14 protein-coding genes are annotated in these 16332 nt (G+C 53.8%); 1 reads left to right on the top strand and 13 read right to left on the bottom strand.

Features of this window, described 5'->3' with window-relative positions; all coding sequences use genetic code 11:
- Positions 1 to 258 precede the first annotated feature (258 nt).
- From sucD to sdhC, 8 genes are all read right to left on the bottom strand, one after another.
- Positions 259 to 1131 carry a succinate--CoA ligase subunit alpha gene (gene sucD, locus GW579_RS13410; RefSeq protein ID WP_101077378.1) on the bottom strand — a complete coding sequence of 291 codons (873 nt, stop codon included), beginning with the start codon at positions 1129 to 1131 and terminating at the stop codon, positions 259 to 261.
- Entirely contained in the window at positions 1131 to 2297 is a 1167-nt protein-coding gene (gene sucC, locus GW579_RS13405) for an ADP-forming succinate--CoA ligase subunit beta (protein ID WP_101077379.1), read from the bottom strand. Before sucC ends, sucD begins: the two co-directional genes overlap by 1 nt.
- Before the next feature lie 96 nt (positions 2298 to 2393).
- Complete coding sequence (gene odhB, locus GW579_RS13400) at positions 2394 to 3623, bottom strand: 2-oxoglutarate dehydrogenase complex dihydrolipoyllysine-residue succinyltransferase (RefSeq protein WP_101077380.1); 1230 nt, start codon at positions 3621 to 3623, stop codon at positions 2394 to 2396.
- A 45-nt stretch (positions 3624 to 3668) separates the two neighbouring features.
- Positions 3669 to 6476, bottom strand: a complete 2808-nt coding sequence (gene sucA / locus GW579_RS13395; protein WP_152326493.1) for a 2-oxoglutarate dehydrogenase E1 component — start codon at positions 6474 to 6476, stop codon at positions 3669 to 3671.
- A gap of 392 nt (positions 6477 to 6868) precedes the next feature.
- Positions 6869 to 7585 (bottom strand): succinate dehydrogenase iron-sulfur subunit, encoded by a 717-nt coding sequence (locus tag GW579_RS13390; protein ID WP_152326492.1) that lies wholly within the window; start codon positions 7583 to 7585, stop codon positions 6869 to 6871.
- 19 nt (positions 7586 to 7604) lie between these two features.
- On the bottom strand, positions 7605 to 9371 hold the full coding sequence (sdhA, locus tag GW579_RS13385) for a succinate dehydrogenase flavoprotein subunit (protein WP_152326491.1): 1767 nt from the start codon (positions 9369 to 9371) through the stop codon (positions 7605 to 7607).
- A gap of 3 nt (positions 9372 to 9374) precedes the next feature.
- Complete coding sequence (gene sdhD / locus GW579_RS13380; RefSeq protein ID WP_152326490.1) at positions 9375 to 9722, bottom strand: succinate dehydrogenase membrane anchor subunit; 348 nt, start codon at positions 9720 to 9722, stop codon at positions 9375 to 9377.
- Entirely contained in the window at positions 9716 to 10105 is a 390-nt protein-coding gene (gene sdhC, locus GW579_RS13375; RefSeq protein WP_104922897.1) for a succinate dehydrogenase cytochrome b556 subunit, read from the bottom strand. The genes sdhD and sdhC overlap by 7 nt, the downstream gene beginning before the upstream one ends.
- Before the next feature lie 873 nt (positions 10106 to 10978).
- Between sdhC and GW579_RS13370 the strand changes: the two genes are divergently transcribed.
- A complete protein-coding gene (locus GW579_RS13370; RefSeq protein ID WP_152326489.1) occupies positions 10979 to 12262 on the top strand; it encodes a citrate synthase in 1284 nt (427 codons plus the stop codon).
- A gap of 60 nt (positions 12263 to 12322) precedes the next feature.
- Here GW579_RS13370 and nei read toward each other — a convergent pair whose 3' ends face one another.
- From nei to pxpB, 5 genes are read right to left on the bottom strand one after another with little or no spacing between them, the layout of a single operon-like run.
- On the bottom strand, positions 12323 to 13117 hold the full coding sequence (nei, locus tag GW579_RS13365) for an endonuclease VIII (protein WP_165059469.1): 795 nt from the start codon (positions 13115 to 13117) through the stop codon (positions 12323 to 12325).
- Positions 13117 to 13767: a pyroglutamyl-peptidase I gene (gene pcp, locus GW579_RS13360; RefSeq protein WP_165059467.1), complete on the bottom strand. Its 651-nt coding sequence runs from the start codon at positions 13765 to 13767 to the stop codon at positions 13117 to 13119. Before pcp ends, nei begins: the two co-directional genes overlap by 1 nt.
- 25 nt (positions 13768 to 13792) lie before the next feature.
- Positions 13793 to 14530 (bottom strand): 5-oxoprolinase subunit PxpA, encoded by a 738-nt coding sequence (pxpA, locus tag GW579_RS13355; protein ID WP_165059465.1) that lies wholly within the window; start codon positions 14528 to 14530, stop codon positions 13793 to 13795.
- Positions 14520 to 15449 carry a 5-oxoprolinase subunit PxpC gene (gene pxpC, locus GW579_RS13350; RefSeq protein WP_165059463.1) on the bottom strand — a complete coding sequence of 310 codons (930 nt, stop codon included), beginning with the start codon at positions 15447 to 15449 and terminating at the stop codon, positions 14520 to 14522. The genes pxpA and pxpC overlap by 11 nt, the downstream gene beginning before the upstream one ends.
- Positions 15443 to 16108, bottom strand: coding sequence for a 5-oxoprolinase subunit PxpB (gene pxpB / locus GW579_RS13345; RefSeq protein WP_152326484.1), 666 nt, complete (start codon positions 16106 to 16108; stop codon positions 15443 to 15445). The genes pxpC and pxpB overlap by 7 nt, the downstream gene beginning before the upstream one ends.
- Positions 16109 to 16332 lie beyond the last annotated feature (224 nt).

Genomic DNA, 16332 nt, shown 5'->3' with positions numbered 1-16332 from the left:
GTATTTATTGTTAATTTGTTGTGTTTTTATGGTTGTGCTAAATATCTAAATCGCTACCTTTTAAAACCCATTTATTAACTTTTTATTTCCAATGAACCTATCGTGCTCTGTTAATAAATATAGCTCATATCGGCGATTGTTAAATATTTAGCTTAAAAATAAAAAAGGCCACCCGAAGGTGGCCAACATGTCGAATCGTTAAGTCATATGAAATGACTCAGGTCACGCCGGAACATGGCCCGGCGCGACGGACAATACTTACTGTGGCAGAACGGATTTCACGGCTTCGCCGATATCGGCCAGGCTGCGAACAGTCTTCACGCCAGCAGCTTCCAGTGCTGCAAACTTCTCGTCAGCCGTGCCTTTACCACCGGCAATGATGGCGCCTGCGTGGCCCATACGTTTGCCTTTAGGCGCAGTCACACCCGCGATGTAGCCCACAACCGGTTTGGTTACGTGTGCTTTGATGTACGCAGCCGCTTCTTCTTCAGCATTCCCGCCGATTTCACCGATCATGACGATCACTTCAGTCTGCGGATCTTCCTGGAACAGTTTCAGGATATCGATGAAGTTAGAGCCCGGGATCGGGTCGCCGCCGATACCGACGCAGGTAGACTGACCGTAGCCGTAATCTGTAGTCTGTTTAACGGCTTCATAGGTCAGCGTACCAGAGCGTGAAACGATACCCACTTTGCCCGGCAGGTGAATATGGCCAGGCATGATGCCGATTTTGCATTCGCCAGGGGTGATCACGCCCGGGCAGTTTGGCCCGATCATCACGGCATCGCTTTGATCCAGTTTCACTTTAACCACCAGCATATCCAGCGTCGGGATGCCTTCTGTGATACAGATGATCAGTTTGATGCCTGCATCCAGCGCTTCCAGAATGGAATCTTTGCAGAATGGCGCGGGAACATAAATAACAGAAGCCGTCGCGCCGGTAGTCTCAACCGCTTCGCGAACGGTGTTGAACACTGGCAGACCCAGATGTTCGGTGCCGCCTTTGCCCGGCGTCACGCCGCCAACCATTTTTGTGCCGTAAGCGATGGCTTGTTCAGAGTGGAAAGTCCCCTGGCTACCGGTGAAACCCTGGCAGATAACTTTGGTGTTCTTGTTGATTAAAATCGACATTATTTCCCCTCCACTGCCGCGACAACTTGTTGAGCCGCATTCGTCAGGCTGGTCGCTGCAATGATGTTCAAACCGCTGTCTGCCAGTTTTTTGGCACCCAGCTCGGCATTGTTACCTTCAAGACGCACCACAACCGGCACGCTGACGCCCACTTCTTCCACCGCACCGATGATACCGTCGGCGATCAGGTCGCAACGAACGATACCGCCGAAGATGTTCACGAAGACGGCTTTCACTTTTTCATCGGACAGGATGATTTTGAAGGCTTCTGTTACGCGTTCTTTGGTCGCACCGCCGCCAACATCCAGGAAGTTAGCCGGTTCGCCACCGTGCAGTTTCACGATGTCCATGGTACCCATTGCCAGACCGGCACCGTTCACCATGCAACCGATATTGCCGTCAAGCGCAACGTAGTTCAGTTCCCACTGCGCTGCCTGAGATTCGCGGGCATCTTCCTGGCTGTAATCGCGCATTTCACGCAATTCTGGCTGACGGAACAAGGCGTTGCCGTCTGCGCCCAGTTTGCCGTCGAGGCAGATCAGGTCGCCAGCAGTGGTCACTACCAGCGGGTTGATTTCGATGAGCGCCAGGTCGCGTTCTAAGAAGATGTTCGCCAGGCCCATGAAGATCTTGGTGAACTGCTGAACCTGCTTACCGGTCAGACCCAGTTTGAATGCCAGTTCACGGCCCTGATAAGGCTGCGGACCTGCCAGCGGATCCAGTGCAACTTTGTGGATCAGGTGTGGCGTTTCTTCAGCCACTTTCTCGATTTCCACGCCGCCTTCAGTAGACGCCATGAACACCACGCGTCGTGAGCTGCGGTCTACCACAGCGCCGAGGTACAATTCTTTGTCGATGTCTGTCGCGGATTCAACCAGGATCTGGTTAACCGGCTGACCCAGTGCATCTGTCTGGTAAGTCACCAGACGTTTACCCAGCCAGTGTTCAGCGAAAGCACGAATTTCTTCTTTGCTTTTCACGACTTTCACGCCGCCCGCTTTACCGCGGCCACCGGCATGAACCTGACATTTTACCACCCACGGACCGGCACCGATTTTCGATGCAGCCTCTTCCGCTTCACGCGGCGTGGAACAGGCGAAGCCCGTTGGTGCTGGCAGGCCGTAGCGCAGGAACAGCTGTTTCGCCTGATACTCGTGTAAATTCATGATGTTCTATCCATTCTTTAGTAGGAAGGCTTATCAGGGCACAGCGGGCTGTGCCACAGATTTTTACGATCTCTATTTCTTTCGTTCCGCCGGGGACTAAACGTCCAGCAGCAGACGAGCCGGATCTTCCAGCATTTCTTTAATGGTCACCAGGAAGCCGACCGATTCCCGGCCATCAACCAGACGGTGATCGTAGGACAGTGCCAGATACATCATTGGCAAGATCACAACCTGACCGTTCACCGCCATCGGACGATCTTTAATGGCATGCATGCCCAGAATTGCACTCTGCGGTGGGTTGATAATCGGGGTCGACATCAGTGAGCCGAAGACGCCGCCGTTGGTCACAGTAAAGTTACCGCCGGTCAGTTCTTCCACTTTCAGTTTGCCGTCACGGCCTTTGATCGCCAGCTCTTTGATTTGCTTTTCGATGTCAGCCATACCCAGCGTATCCACATCGCGCAGAACCGGCGTTACCAGGCCGCGTGGCGTAGAAACGGCGATGCTCACGTCGAAATAGTTGTGGTAAACCACATCTTCGCCATCAATAGAGGCGTTCACTTCCGGGTAACGTTTCAGCGCTTCAACCACGGCTTTCAGATAGAAAGACATGAAGCCCAGGCGTACACCGTGACGTTTTTCGAAACCATCACCGTACTGCTTACGCAGATCCATGATTGGCTTCATGTTGATTTCGTTGAAGGTTGTCAGCATTGCGGTGCTGTTTTTCGCTTCAAGCAGACGCTCAGCAACACGCTTACGCAGACGGGTCATCGGGACGCGTTTTTCGCTGCGTGAACCCAGAGCCGGTGCGGCGCTGGTCGCGGCAGGAGCCGCGGCTGGTGCAGCCGCAGGTTTCGCGTCTTTGGCTTTCGCCAGGTGTTGCTCGACATCTTCACGGGTCAGACGACCACCGACACCGCTGCCTTTGATCGCGTTGGCATCCAGAGAATGCTCGGCAATCAGACGGCGGATTGCCGGGCTGAGTGCGTCGTTGCTTTCTTCTTCCAGAGCGGCGGTATGGCGTGCAGCAGGAGTCGCTTCTTTATCGGAGCTTTTCTCAGTGCTTGGCTTGCCGGAACTGTTACCCGGACGAATGCGCGCCAGAATCTGACGGGAAATGACCGTTGCGCCTTCATCTTCGATAATGCTGTCCAGAATACCGGCTTCACTTGCCGGCACTTCCAGAACCACTTTATCGGTTTCAATTTCTACCAGTACATCGTCACGCTCAACGCTGTCGCCCGGTTTTTTATGCCAGGTTGCAACCGTCGCATCTGCCACGGATTCAGGAAGGTCAGGGACCAGAATATCTACGCTACTCATTATAAATCCTTCTTATGTTCCATAGTGTTAACTCACGCCAACGCGTTATTTAACGTTCAGCGCATCGTTAACCAGATCTTGCTGTTGCTTCTGGTGAACGGACATGTAACCCACTGCCGGAGAAGCAGAGGCCGGACGTCCTGCGTAACGTAAAGAAGCCCCGAAAGGAATCACTTCACGGAAGTTGTGCTGGCTGCAATACCACGCGCCCTGATTCAGCGGCTCTTCCTGACACCAGACGAAATCATGAACGTGTGAGAATTTCTCAAGCACTTCCTGAATCGCTTTGTGCGGGAACGGGTACAGCTGCTCGATGCGGACAATCGCCACGTCGGTTTGCTCGTTTTTGCGACGCTGTTCCAGCAGGTCGTAGTACACCTTGCCTGAGCACATCACCACGCGCTTAACCTGTTTTGGATCCAGTTCGTCTACTTCACCAATCGCTGGCAGGAAGCTGCCGTTGGCCAGTTCATCGAGCGTAGAAACCGCCAGAGGATGACGCAACAGAGACTTCGGCGACATGACGATCAGAGGACGGCGCATACCACGCAGCGCCTGACGACGGATCATGTGGTAAACCTGCGCCGGGGTCGACGGGATACAAACCTGCATGTTTTGCTCAGCGCAAAGTTGCAGATACCGTTCCAGACGCGCGGAGGAGTGCTCCGGCCCCTGCCCTTCGTAACCGTGCGGCAGCAACATCACCAGACCACACATGCGGCCCCATTTCTGTTCGCCGGAGCTGATGAACTGGTCGATAACCACCTGCGCACCGTTGGCGAAATCGCCGAACTGCGCTTCCCAGATGGTCAGCGTACGCGGCTCAGCCGTGGCATAACCGTATTCAAACGCCAGCACCGCTTCTTCGGAAAGAACGGAATCCCATACGTTGAACTCGCCCTGGCTGTTATGGATATTAGCCAGCGGCACGTATACGGAACCATTTTTCTGATTGTGGATCACAGCATGACGGTGGAAGAAGGTGCCGCGACCGGTATCTTCACCCGACAGACGGATTGGAATACCTTCGTCTACCAGCGTAGCGTACGCCAGATTTTCCGCGCCGCCCCAGTCGAATTTCTTATTACCTTCGGCCATCTCGTTACGGTCGCCGTAAATCTTGGCAACGCGTGACTGCATTTCGATAGCATCCGGCACATGGCTGACGCGGCGCGCCAGTTCCTGCAGGCGTTTCAGCTCAACCTTGTTCGGGTAAGCTTCATCCCACTCGTGGTTCAGATACGGTGACCAGGTGAATGTGTGCATGTCATTCTGACGCCACTCTTCCACCACACACTCTCCCGCATCCAGCGCATCACGATACAAATTGACCATTTCCGTGGCATCTTCGAGACTGGCCACGTTTTGCTCGGTCAGAATGTCAGCATAAATTTTACGCGGCGTCGGGTGCTTCTTGATCTTGTTATACATCAGTGGCTGGGTTGCGCTCGGTTCGTCGGCCTCGTTATGGCCGTGGCGACGGTAGCAAACCAGATCGATCATGACGTCACGTTTAAAGGTGTTACGGAAATCCAATGCCAGGCGGGTCACGAAAGCCACCGCTTCAGGGTCATCGGCATTGACGTGGAAAATCGGCGCCTGCACCATTTTCGCGATATCAGTACAGTAATCGGTGGAACGCGCATCTTTCGGATTCGAGGTGGTAAAGCCCACCTGGTTATTGATGACGATACGCACGGTACCGCCCACTTCATAACCGCGTGCCAGCGACATGTTCAGGGTTTCCTGAACCACACCCTGACCGGTAATCGCCGCATCACCGTGAATGGTGATTGGCAGAACCATATTGCTGCGCGCTTCGTCCAGACGATCACGACGGGCACGAACAGAACCGATCACCACCGGGCTCACGATTTCCAGGTGCGACGGGTTAAACGCCAGCGCCAGGTGAACCATTCCGCCTTCGGTTTCCACATCGGACGAATAGCCCATGTGGTATTTCACGTCACCGGTGCCCAGATGTTCTTTATGTTTGCCGGAGAATTCGTCAAACAAGTCCTGAGGTTTTTTCCCCAGTACGTTGATCAGCACGTTCAGACGGCCACGGTGCGCCATACCCAGCACCACTTCACGCGTTCCGTTTTTGCCTGCATGACGGATCATGTCTTTGAGCATCGGAACCAGCGCATCGCCACCTTCAAGAGAGAAGCGTTTTGCACCGGGGAATTTCGCGCCCAGATAACGCTCCAGACCTTCTGCTGCGGTCAGTTCTTTCAGGAACGTTTTCTTCTCGTCATTGGTGAATTTCGCACGACCGGCCACGGATTCGACGCGCTGTTGGATCCAGCGTTTCTCTTCGGTGTTGGTGATGTGCATGTATTCCACACCAATGGAACCGCAATAGGTTTGCTTCAGGGCTTTATACAGCTCGCCGAGCTGCATGGTTTCCTTGCCAATGGCAAAAGAACCGACGTTGAAGGTTTCCTGGAAATCAGCTTCAGTCAGATGATGGAACGCAGGATCCAGATCCGGTACATCGTCCAGTTTCCACAGGCCGAGGGGATCAAGGTTCGCGTTCTGATGACCACGGAAGCGGAAGGCATTGATTAACTGCAACACCTTAACTTGCTTGGCATCCGTTTCAGGATCGCTGATGGAGGAATTGTAACGTGACGCATCTTTCGCCAGGCGGCGGAAGTAGTCGCGAGTTTGAGAATGGAGTTGCTCTGGTTTCACACCCACTGTTGGTAGCTGTTTAAAAATCGAACGCCAGCTATCGTCAACGGAACCAGGATCGGTTAAGTAGTCTTCATAGAGTTGTTCTATGTAAGACTGGTTCGCACCCGCCAGATAGGAGGAATCCAGCCAGGCCTTCATTGCGCCGTTCTGCATCGTGATCCCTTAAGCTTTGAAGCTTTAGTTTTCGCCGTGGTTAATAATATTGACCGTGATACACCGCGGTAAAACGGTTTTCCATACTAAAACAGTTCGTTGGTTGAGCGTTTGGCTCTTCAAGGAACCTTCAGAAATCCGCCAGATGCGTGACTGATTTTTGAAGTTGCCCTGCTTCTTTATCCCTTTTTTCCATCCCCCTGATTTTTACCCGGCTATCTTACTCCTGTCAGGCGCAACTTTGTTGCACTTGTTGCTACTTTGTTATTAAAAAATTACTTATTTGCTATCAAAGCCTCAGTTACGGCATTTGTAACTAAAGAAAGCGAAACCAAAAGCGGGTAAATAACAGCGGGAACCTGAGTTCCCGCTGATGGCATCACCTTATGAACTCAGGCGCCCCGCTGTAGCAGCATCGATTTGATATGGCCGATCGCTTTCGTCGGGTTCAAACCTTTAGGGCACACACTCACACAGTTCATGATGCTGTGGCAGCGGAATACGCTGAAAGCATCGTTCAGATCGTCGAGGCGCGGTTGCGTTTCGGTATCGCGGCTGTCGATGAGGAAACGGTAAGCGGCCAGAAGGCCAGCCGGACCGACAAATTTGTCCGGATTCCACCAGAACGAAGGACAGGAGGTTGAGCAGCAGGCGCAGAGAATACATTCGTATAATCCGTCGAGCTTTTCACGGTCATCCGGCATCTGCAAATGCTCACGCGCCGGAGGATTTTTCCCATCATTCAACAGGTAAGGCTTAATCTTCTCATACTGCTTATAGAATTGTCCCATGTCCACAACAAGGTCACGCACAACAGGCAACCCAGGCAACGGACGGATAACAATTTTCTTGTTGCCATTACGCAGCGTCGAAACCGGCGTGATACACGCCAGACCGTTTTTACCGTTCATGTTCACGCCGTCAGACCCGCAAACACCTTCACGGCATGAGCGGCGGAAAGCCAGCGTCGGATCCTGTTCTTTCAGCAAAATCAGCGCGTCGAGCAACATCATATCGCGCCCTTCTTTGGCTTCCAGCACGTAATCCTTCATGTACGGAACATCATCGACGTCCGGGTTGTAGCGATAAATCGAAAATTCAATTTTCATAATCTGTTTCCGCTCCGCCCTAGTAAGTACGCGCTTTCGGCGGGAACGCCGCGCGAAGCTTAGGCTGCATGTTCACCTCACGGCGGGTCATGCTTTCTGTTTCCGGCTGATACAGCGTATGGCACAGCCAGTTCGCATCATCACGTTCAGGGAAGTCGAAGCGGCTGTGAGCGCCACGGCTTTCTGTACGGTAGTTTGCGGAGACAGCCGTTGAGAACGCAGTTTCCATCAGGTTATCCAGCTCCAGACACTCCACGCGCTGGGTGTTGAATTCTGAGGAGGTATCATCCAGACGCGCGCTTTTCAGGCGTTCACGGATTACTTTCAGCTCTTCCAGACCTTTCGCCATCGCATCCCCTTCGCGGAAGACCGAGAAGTTATTCTGCATGCACGATTGCAGGTCTTTACGGATAGCCACCGGATCTTCACCCGAACGGGTGTTGTTCCAGCGGTTCAGACGCTCCAGAGACACATCGATATCGTCCTGAGACGCATCGCGGCTTGCGCCCTGCTCCTGAATGGATTCCTGCAAGTGCATACCGGCTGCACGGCCAAAGACCACCAGATCGAGCAGTGAGTTACCGCCGAGACGGTTGGCACCGTGAACGGAAACGCAGGCAATTTCGCCGACCGCGAACAGGCCGGGGATCACTTCATCCTGACCCTGTGCGTTCACACGCAGCGCCTGACCGGTCACTTTGGTCGGAATGCCGCCCATCATATAGTGGCAAGTTGGGATAACAGGGATCGGCTCTTTAACCGGATCGACGTGCGCAAAGGTACGCGACAATTCCAGAATACCCGGCAGACGGGATTCCAGAACGTCTTTACCCAGATGATCGAGTTTCAGTTTGGCGTGCGGGCCCCACGGACCTTCGCAGCCACGGCCTTCACGGATTTCGATCATGATGGAACGCGCCACCACGTCACGACCCGCCAGGTCTTTGGCATTTGGCGCATAACGTTCCATGAAACGTTCGCCGTCTTTATTGAGCAGATAACCACCTTCACCACGGCAGCCTTCTGTTACCAGAACGCCGGCACCGGCAATGCCGGTCGGGTGGAACTGCCACATTTCCATATCCTGCACCGGCACACCTGCACGCAATGCCATGCCCACGCCGTCGCCGGTATTAATGTGCGCATTGGTGGTGGACTGATAAATACGGCCTGCACCGCCGGTTGCCAGCACGGTCGCTTTGGCTTTGAAGTAAACAACTTCACCGGTTTCGATACAAATTGCGGTACACCCGACGATCGCGCCGTCCTGGTTTTTCACTAAATCCAGTGAATACCATTCGGAGAAAATCGTGGTGTGGTTTTTCAGGTTTTGCTGATACAGCGTGTGCAGCAAGGCGTGACCGGTACGGTCGGCTGCTGCCGCGGTACGTGCCGCCTGCTCGCCGCCGAAGTTCTTCGACTGGCCGCCAAACGGACGCTGATAAATACGGCCATCATCAAGACGGGAGAAAGGCAATCCCATGTGTTCGAGTTCCAGAATCGCTTCCGGCCCGGTTTTACACATATATTCAATGGCGTCCTGATCACCGATGTAGTCGGAACCTTTTACGGTGTCGTACATATGCCATTCCCAGTCATCCTCATGCGTGTTACCCAGCGCAACGGTAATACCGCCCTGAGCAGACACCGTATGGGAGCGGGTCGGGAAGACTTTGGAAATCAGGGCGCAGGACAGGCCCTGTTGTGAAATCTGTAACGCGGCACGCATACCGGCGCCACCTGCACCGATAACGACAGCATCAAACTCTCTGACTGGCAGATTCATTTACTACGCTCCCCAAACAACAATTGTTCCGTAAAGTAGGTAAACCACTAACGTGACGACGATGGCCAGTTGCAGCACCAGTCGGACAGCCAGCGGTTTGACATAGTCCGTTAACACCTGCCACATGCCGATCCACGCATGAATCAAAATCGACAGCAATGCCAGCAGTGTGAATACTTTCGTGATGGAGGAAGAGAAGAAGCCATGCCAGACATCAAAAGTCAGTTCCTGAGCCAGAACCACAAAGCCCAGAATATAAAGGATGTACAAGGTGAGGATGATCGCGGAAGCACGCAGTAACAGCCAGTCGTGCACACCATTGCGTCCCAATGCAGAAACGTTGCTTACCATACGAGGACTCCAGCCAGAATTGACAGCACGACGGTCAGACCGATTGCCACCTGGGCAGAACGGGTACCGGCAGCCAAACTCTCTTCGATATAGCCAAAATCCATCAGCAAGTGGCGGACGCCACCGCAAACGTGATAGGCCAGCGCAGTGAGTATTCCCCAAAAGATGAATTTGACGAAGAAGCTATTCATGATGGCCGCAGCCTGTGCAAACCCTTCAGGAGAAGAGAGAGACAAACCTAACAGCCAGAGGAGGATACCGACGGCGACGAAGGTTATTACGCCAGAGACTCGGTGTAAGATGGACGCTATCGCAGTAACGGGAAACCGGATCGTTTGCAGATCCAGATTGACAGGTCTTTGTTTTTTCACGGTTTTGCCCACACAGCTCTTATTATTTTACTTCCTCCGGCCCGGAGCAGTATGTCAGACAGCATCTATCCTTCGTTCTTTGCGCCGCTGGTGCGTTGGCTGCGTTTACTCACCCTAATCACTGACTGGAGTCAGCTCATAGGGACTCGTTCGCTTGCCGCCTTCCCGCAACGCAAATGACCTGGATATATCAGAGCTAAAAGCTCAACTTCTCCCGCGCTCAAACAACGACATCCGATGTGCTTAAACGGCGCGATAGTCAATTTTCAAAGCCGTAACGTAAAGGCCAGGAAAATGATGCTGGGTGCTCCTACTTCGGATTGCCCGGAGACCTTGTAGGAGTATAGGTTGATCACATTCTTATTACAATTGCCCTACAAATGCTTTATTCACATTTCTTTTAAACAGTGAGTTAGCTCTCATTTTCCATAAAAGGCACAAAATAAATTATCTAGTTTGACATTTGATCAACATTTCCATTACATATGAGCTATCCCTATAGGACTGTGATACTGAGCACATACCGGCTGACACCAACCGCACCAAAAAGGTGAAAGTCTCTGAAGAATCAGTGGATCACACAATCGTGATGCAGGGTCTTCCCTGTAGCCCCAAGTTATGCAAAAGTGGGGATTGTGTAAATCCTCATACTCTTCACAGGTACTGAGCGACAGAACAGTAATGATTTACCGAATCGTTAACAACGATGAAACGCCGCTTGTTGGTCACAGAGCAGTCTGAGACTGCAATTCGACTCAGCTCTACGTTCCCTCCCCATCCGATCGCAGAGTTAAGGCTGACAATAATAATGACCTTTCAAGGCGTCGCTTCCAGGCATTTCTGTTGTTACTGATTTTTAAAAATAAGGCGCTAAGGAGACTGTAAATGGCTGATAAGAAAGCGACACTTACCCTACAAGGTCACGACCCGATTGAACTGAGCGTGCTCACCGGCTCGCTGGGTCAGGATGAAATTGATATCCGTACCCTCGGTTCAAAAGGTCTTTTTACCTATGACCCCGGTTTCACCTCTACTGCATCCTGCGAATCCAAAATCACCTATATCGACGGTGACGAAGGTATTCTGTTACACCGCGGCTTCCCGATTGACCAGCTTGCGCAAGAGTCAACCTTCCTGGAAGTCAGCTACCTGTTGCTGAACGGTGAAGCGCCAACCCCGGAGCAGTTCGAAGAATTCAAAACCAATGTGACCCGTCACACTATGGTTCACGAGCAGATCACCCGCCTGTTCCACGGTTTCCGTCGTGACTCTCACCCGATGGCCGTACTGTGCGGCGTGACCGGCGCACTGGCGGCGTTTTATCACGACTCCATTGATGTCGAAAACGAACGTCACCGCGAAATCGCCGCTTACCGTCTGCTGTCCAAAATGCCGACCGTTGCCGCGATGTGTTACAAATATTCTATCGGCCAGCCGTTTGTGTATCCGCGCAACGACCTGTCTTATGCCGGTAACTTCCTGCACATGATGTTCTCCACGCCGTGTGAAGAATATAAAGTGAACCCGATTCTGGAACGCGCGATGGATCGTATTTTGATCCTGCACGCTGACCACGAGCAGAACGCGTCGACATCTACCGTGCGTACCGCCGGTTCTTCTGGCGCTAACCCGTTCGCCTGTATCGCAGCCGGTATCGCTTCCCTGTGGGGACCTGCGCACGGCGGCGCTAACGAAGCCGCGTTGAAAATGCTGGAAGAAATCAGCAGCGTGGATCACATCCCGGAATTCGTAAAACGTGCGAAAGACAAAAATGATTCTTTCCGCCTGATGGGCTTCGGTCACCGTGTTTACAAAAACTACGACCCGCGCGCCACAGTGATGCGTGAAACCTGTCATGAAGTGCTGAAAGAGCTGGATCTGAAAGACAACCTGCTGGAAGTAGCGATGGAGCTGGAACATATCGCGCTGAACGACCCGTACTTCATCGAGAAAAAACTGTATCCGAACGTCGATTTCTATTCAGGCATCATCCTGAAAGCCATGGGCATTCCGTCGTCCATGTTTACCGTGATCTTCGCGATGGCGCGTACCGTTGGCTGGATTGCTCACTGGAGCGAAATGCACCAGGACGGCATCAAAATCGCCCGTCCTCGTCAGCTTTACACCGGCTACGACAAACGCGATTTCCATTCTCAGCTGAAAAAATAAGTTCTGATTACTCAGACTTTAAAGGCTCCCGCGGGAGCCTTTTTCATTTCAACGTTTTCATCACACCTGACAAACCGGGCACCAGAAAAATGGCCGTGATGACACGCTGGATTTCGCTATCGGATCGCCGCAACGCTCGCAGGGTTTCCCCGTCCGCCCGAAAACTTTAAAACGAAACAGCGCACCGTGATGCACATTTTCATCCATTGTACCGCGCGTGGCGTAGGACAAACGCGCGACGGACAAACAGGCATCGGCCAGTGCATCCAGCTCTGCGTCATTCAGTTCATTCGGTTTATGGTCGGGCAGCAATTTTGCCAGCCACAGAATTTCCGCCCGCAGATAATTTCCTAATCCGGCCAGAAATGCCTGATCAAGCAACATCCCGCCGAGCTGACGGTTGCGGAATTTCGGCGAAAGTAACCGCTCACGAACCTGAGCGACGGTCAGGGTTTCATCCAGCACGTCCGGCCCGATACGTTGCAGGAACGGATGATTTTCAATTTCCGCCGTATCGTAAAGCCCGATCTCAGACGCGCTGTACAGCAAGATCGCCGCATCCGTGGTTTCGAGTTTTACCCGCAGCGAACGCTTGGTTTCCTTCGGGGTTTCACCGGCCTGAATAACCCGCCAGACGCCATAAAGCTGGTTGTGGCTGTAGAGCGTCAGGCCATTGGAAAAGTGCGTCAGCAACGCTTTTCCGCGGGTTTCAATCGCCGTAATTTTGGTACCACGTAATGCGGACTGGTAAGGCTTCAGATTAGGGAAAGCAAACCAGACATCCGTGAGCGGCTTGTTCACCACCGCAGCTGCCAGCAAATCGGCAGCGCGGCGGATTTCAGGACCTTCAGGCATCAGTGAGTCGCACCCTCGGCAATTTTCAAATCCTGCTCAGTATGCAGCGCGATAGCAATTGTCAGCTCAAGCGCATTCAGCACAGTGTGAACTGACATACTCGGCGCGCCCGGATGCTTCGCCGCCTGCTCCGGCAGATAAGGAATATGGATAAAACCGCCCTTCACCACTTTGCACGACGGCTGGGCAAGACGATGCAGCAGGCCATACATAATGTGATTACACACATAGGTGCCCGCCGTTTGCGAGACAGAAGCCGGAATACCGGATTCGCGTAACCCGTTCACAATGGTTTTGATCGGCAAGGTGGAGAAATACGCGGCTGGGCCGTCGGCGACAATCGTCTCATCCACCGGCTGATTGTTATCGTTATCAGGGATACGCGCATCGTTGATGTTTATCGCCACGCGTTCGATGCTGAAATCACTGCGACCGCCCGCCTGCCCGACGCAAATCACCATTTCCGGCTGCACTTCATCAATAGCGACATTCAGCGCGTCGATAGCTTTGCCAAACACGCACGGCAACTGGCGAACCACAATCTTCGCCCCGGACAACTCCAGATCGCCCAACTGCTTCACCACTTCCCAGGACGGATTAATTTTTTCACCATCAAACGGCTCAATACCGGTGACTAAGACTTTACGCATAGGTATTCCCCTGATTTTGCTGAAGTCAGCCTGCGCTGACCTGAATATCCCGCTCACCAAACGCTTCGCGCAGATGGCGCGCAAAGGTCAGTGCATGCTCACCATCACCGTGAAGACAAACGGTGTCGGCCTGCACCGGCACCCAGACGCCTTCGCGGCTGAGTACTTTCTGTTCCCGCACCATCGCCAGCGTCTGATCCAGCGCCAGTTCATCGCTCTCAATCATCGCATCCGGCTGGCTGCGCGGCACCAGCGTGCCGTTACTCTGATAACGCCGGTCGGCAAACACTTCCTGCCGCGTTTTCAGCCCGAGACGTTCACCGGCCCGGATAAGTTCGCTTCCCGCCAGCCCGACTAAACGAAGGGTCGGGTCAACGTCATACACTGCGCGGGCAATGGCATCCGCCAGCAGCGCGTCGCTTGCCGCCTGGTTGTACAACATGCCGTGCGGTTTTACATGCACCATTTTGCCGCCTTCGGCGCGGGTGATCGCAGCGAGTGCGCCGAGCTGATACACCACCTGCGCATACACAGTTTCCGGCGGAAGTTGCATGGCCGTCCGGCCAAAGTTCTCGCGATCCGGAAAGCTCGGATGCGCGCCAATCGCCACGCCGTATTTCAGCGCCCAGCGCACGGACTGCTGCATGGTTTGCGCGTCTCCGGCATGAAAACCGCAGGCGATATTCGCCGAACTGACGAGCTGTAAAAGCGCCTCGTCGTTGGCGCAGCCTTCACCCAGATCGGCATTCAGATCAACAACCATGCAGCCCCCGTTTCACCTGTTCAATAAATAATGTCTGTTCACGCAGCGCTTTCTGCGCTTCTTCCGGCGTGCATTTTACAAAGTGAATTGGCTCGCCAAGGCGGATTTGCGCCAGATTGTACAAATCGGCCTCGATTACACAGGCAATGCGCGGATAACCCCCGGTGGTCTGCGCATCGGCCATCAGCACAATCGGCTGACCACCGTGCGGAACCTGCACCACGCCGGGAAGCAGCCCGTGGGAAAGCAGCTCGCGGTCGGTTTCGCGTTTCAGCACATGCCCGTGAAGACGATATCCCATGCGGTTACTTTGCGGGCTGAGCTGCCAGGCGGCGCGCCAGAACTCTTCGCGCGACTTAGCGCTGAACTCCTGATATTCCGGCCCCGGCAAGGCACGAATGCGGTTGCCAAACAGCAGTTGTTTAATGCCGCCGGAATGCTTCGGCTGCCGGTATGAGTCGCCGGTGGGCAGTTGATCGCCGTCCTGCAACTGACGCCCCTCAAAACCGCCAAATCTGGCTTTCAGATCCGTACTGCGTGACCCCATGATTTCCGGCACATCAATACCACCGGAAATCGCCAGATAGCTGCGCATCCCGCGCGCGGGCATTTTCATGGTCAGAATCTGACCCGGCTTCACCGGATAGTTCCAGCCGGTCCAGATTTCTTTGCCGTCGAGCTGAGCATGGCAACCTGCGCCGGTCAGCGCAATCCACCCTTCGCGGTGAAACTCCGCGCTGAACTGGCCCAGCGTGATTTCCAGACCGGCGGCATTTTCGTCATTGCCGACCAGCAGATTGGCAATCCGCAACGCCGGTGTATCCAGCGCACCGGACTGGCTGACGCCCTGCCTGCGATAACCATTGCGCCCCAAATCCTGAACGGTGGTAAACATCCCTGCGCGTAAAACCTTCAACATACGCCCTCCTTTTGTGGCACGAACCGTACGCTGTCACCCGGCAGGAGCAATGTCGGAATTTCACGCAGCGGATCAAACATCACCAGCGGCGTTTGCCCGATCAGCTGCCAGCCACCCGGCGTAGCGAGCGGATAAATGCCGGTCTGGCTGCCGCCGATCCCGACCGAGCCTGCGGGAACAGAAAGACGCGGTTCGCCGTGGCGTGGCGTGGCGAGTTTCTCGGACATGCCGCCCAGATACGGGAAACCGGGCTGGAAACCCAGAAAATAGACGGTGTAATCAATGCCGGAATGCAGTGCCACAACGTCGCTCTCAGACATACCGGTGTGGCGCGCGACATTCCCGAGATCCGGCCCGTGCCCGCCGCCGTAAATCACAGGGATCTCAATTAAACGCGATTCAGGCACGATGGCCTCGCTCTCTTCCCACCAGGTTTGCAGGCGCTCAATCGCGTCCAGCGCAGAACTCTGGGCATCGGTCAGAAGAACGGTCAAATTATTCATGCCAGGAATGACTTCACGTACGCCGGGATAGGCAGCACGATCCTGCAAACGCTGGGTCAGCCCCCAGATCCGTTGCTGGCTTGCCAGCGACACCGGCGGTTCCAGTTCCAGCACTACTGCGCGTTCACCCAGCAGATAACATCGTGCTCGTTGCACTCAGGCACTCCTTAAAGAAAGGTTGTGGATCATCAGGTTATTCAGCAACTCAATGAATCGAAACTTACTCTCTGTTATGCGTGAAACTGACCGGACATGTCAACCTGTCCGCCCGTGCTTTCCCGACTTCAGGGTTTCCCCCGCCGCCTTCAACTGCTACTCTCAGAAATGTTGCTGTTTTTTTTAGCGTTTGGATAACGCTTTCGCCACAAATGAAAGGGAGA

Origin of the sequence: Rahnella contaminans (genome assembly GCF_011065485.1) — a bacterium.
In the GTDB taxonomy this organism is placed as follows: Bacteria; Pseudomonadota; Gammaproteobacteria; order Enterobacterales; family Enterobacteriaceae; genus Rahnella; species Rahnella contaminans.
The sequence above is the reverse complement of the archived record's forward strand: the minus strand, read 5'-3'. Positions and strand labels throughout refer to the sequence as shown.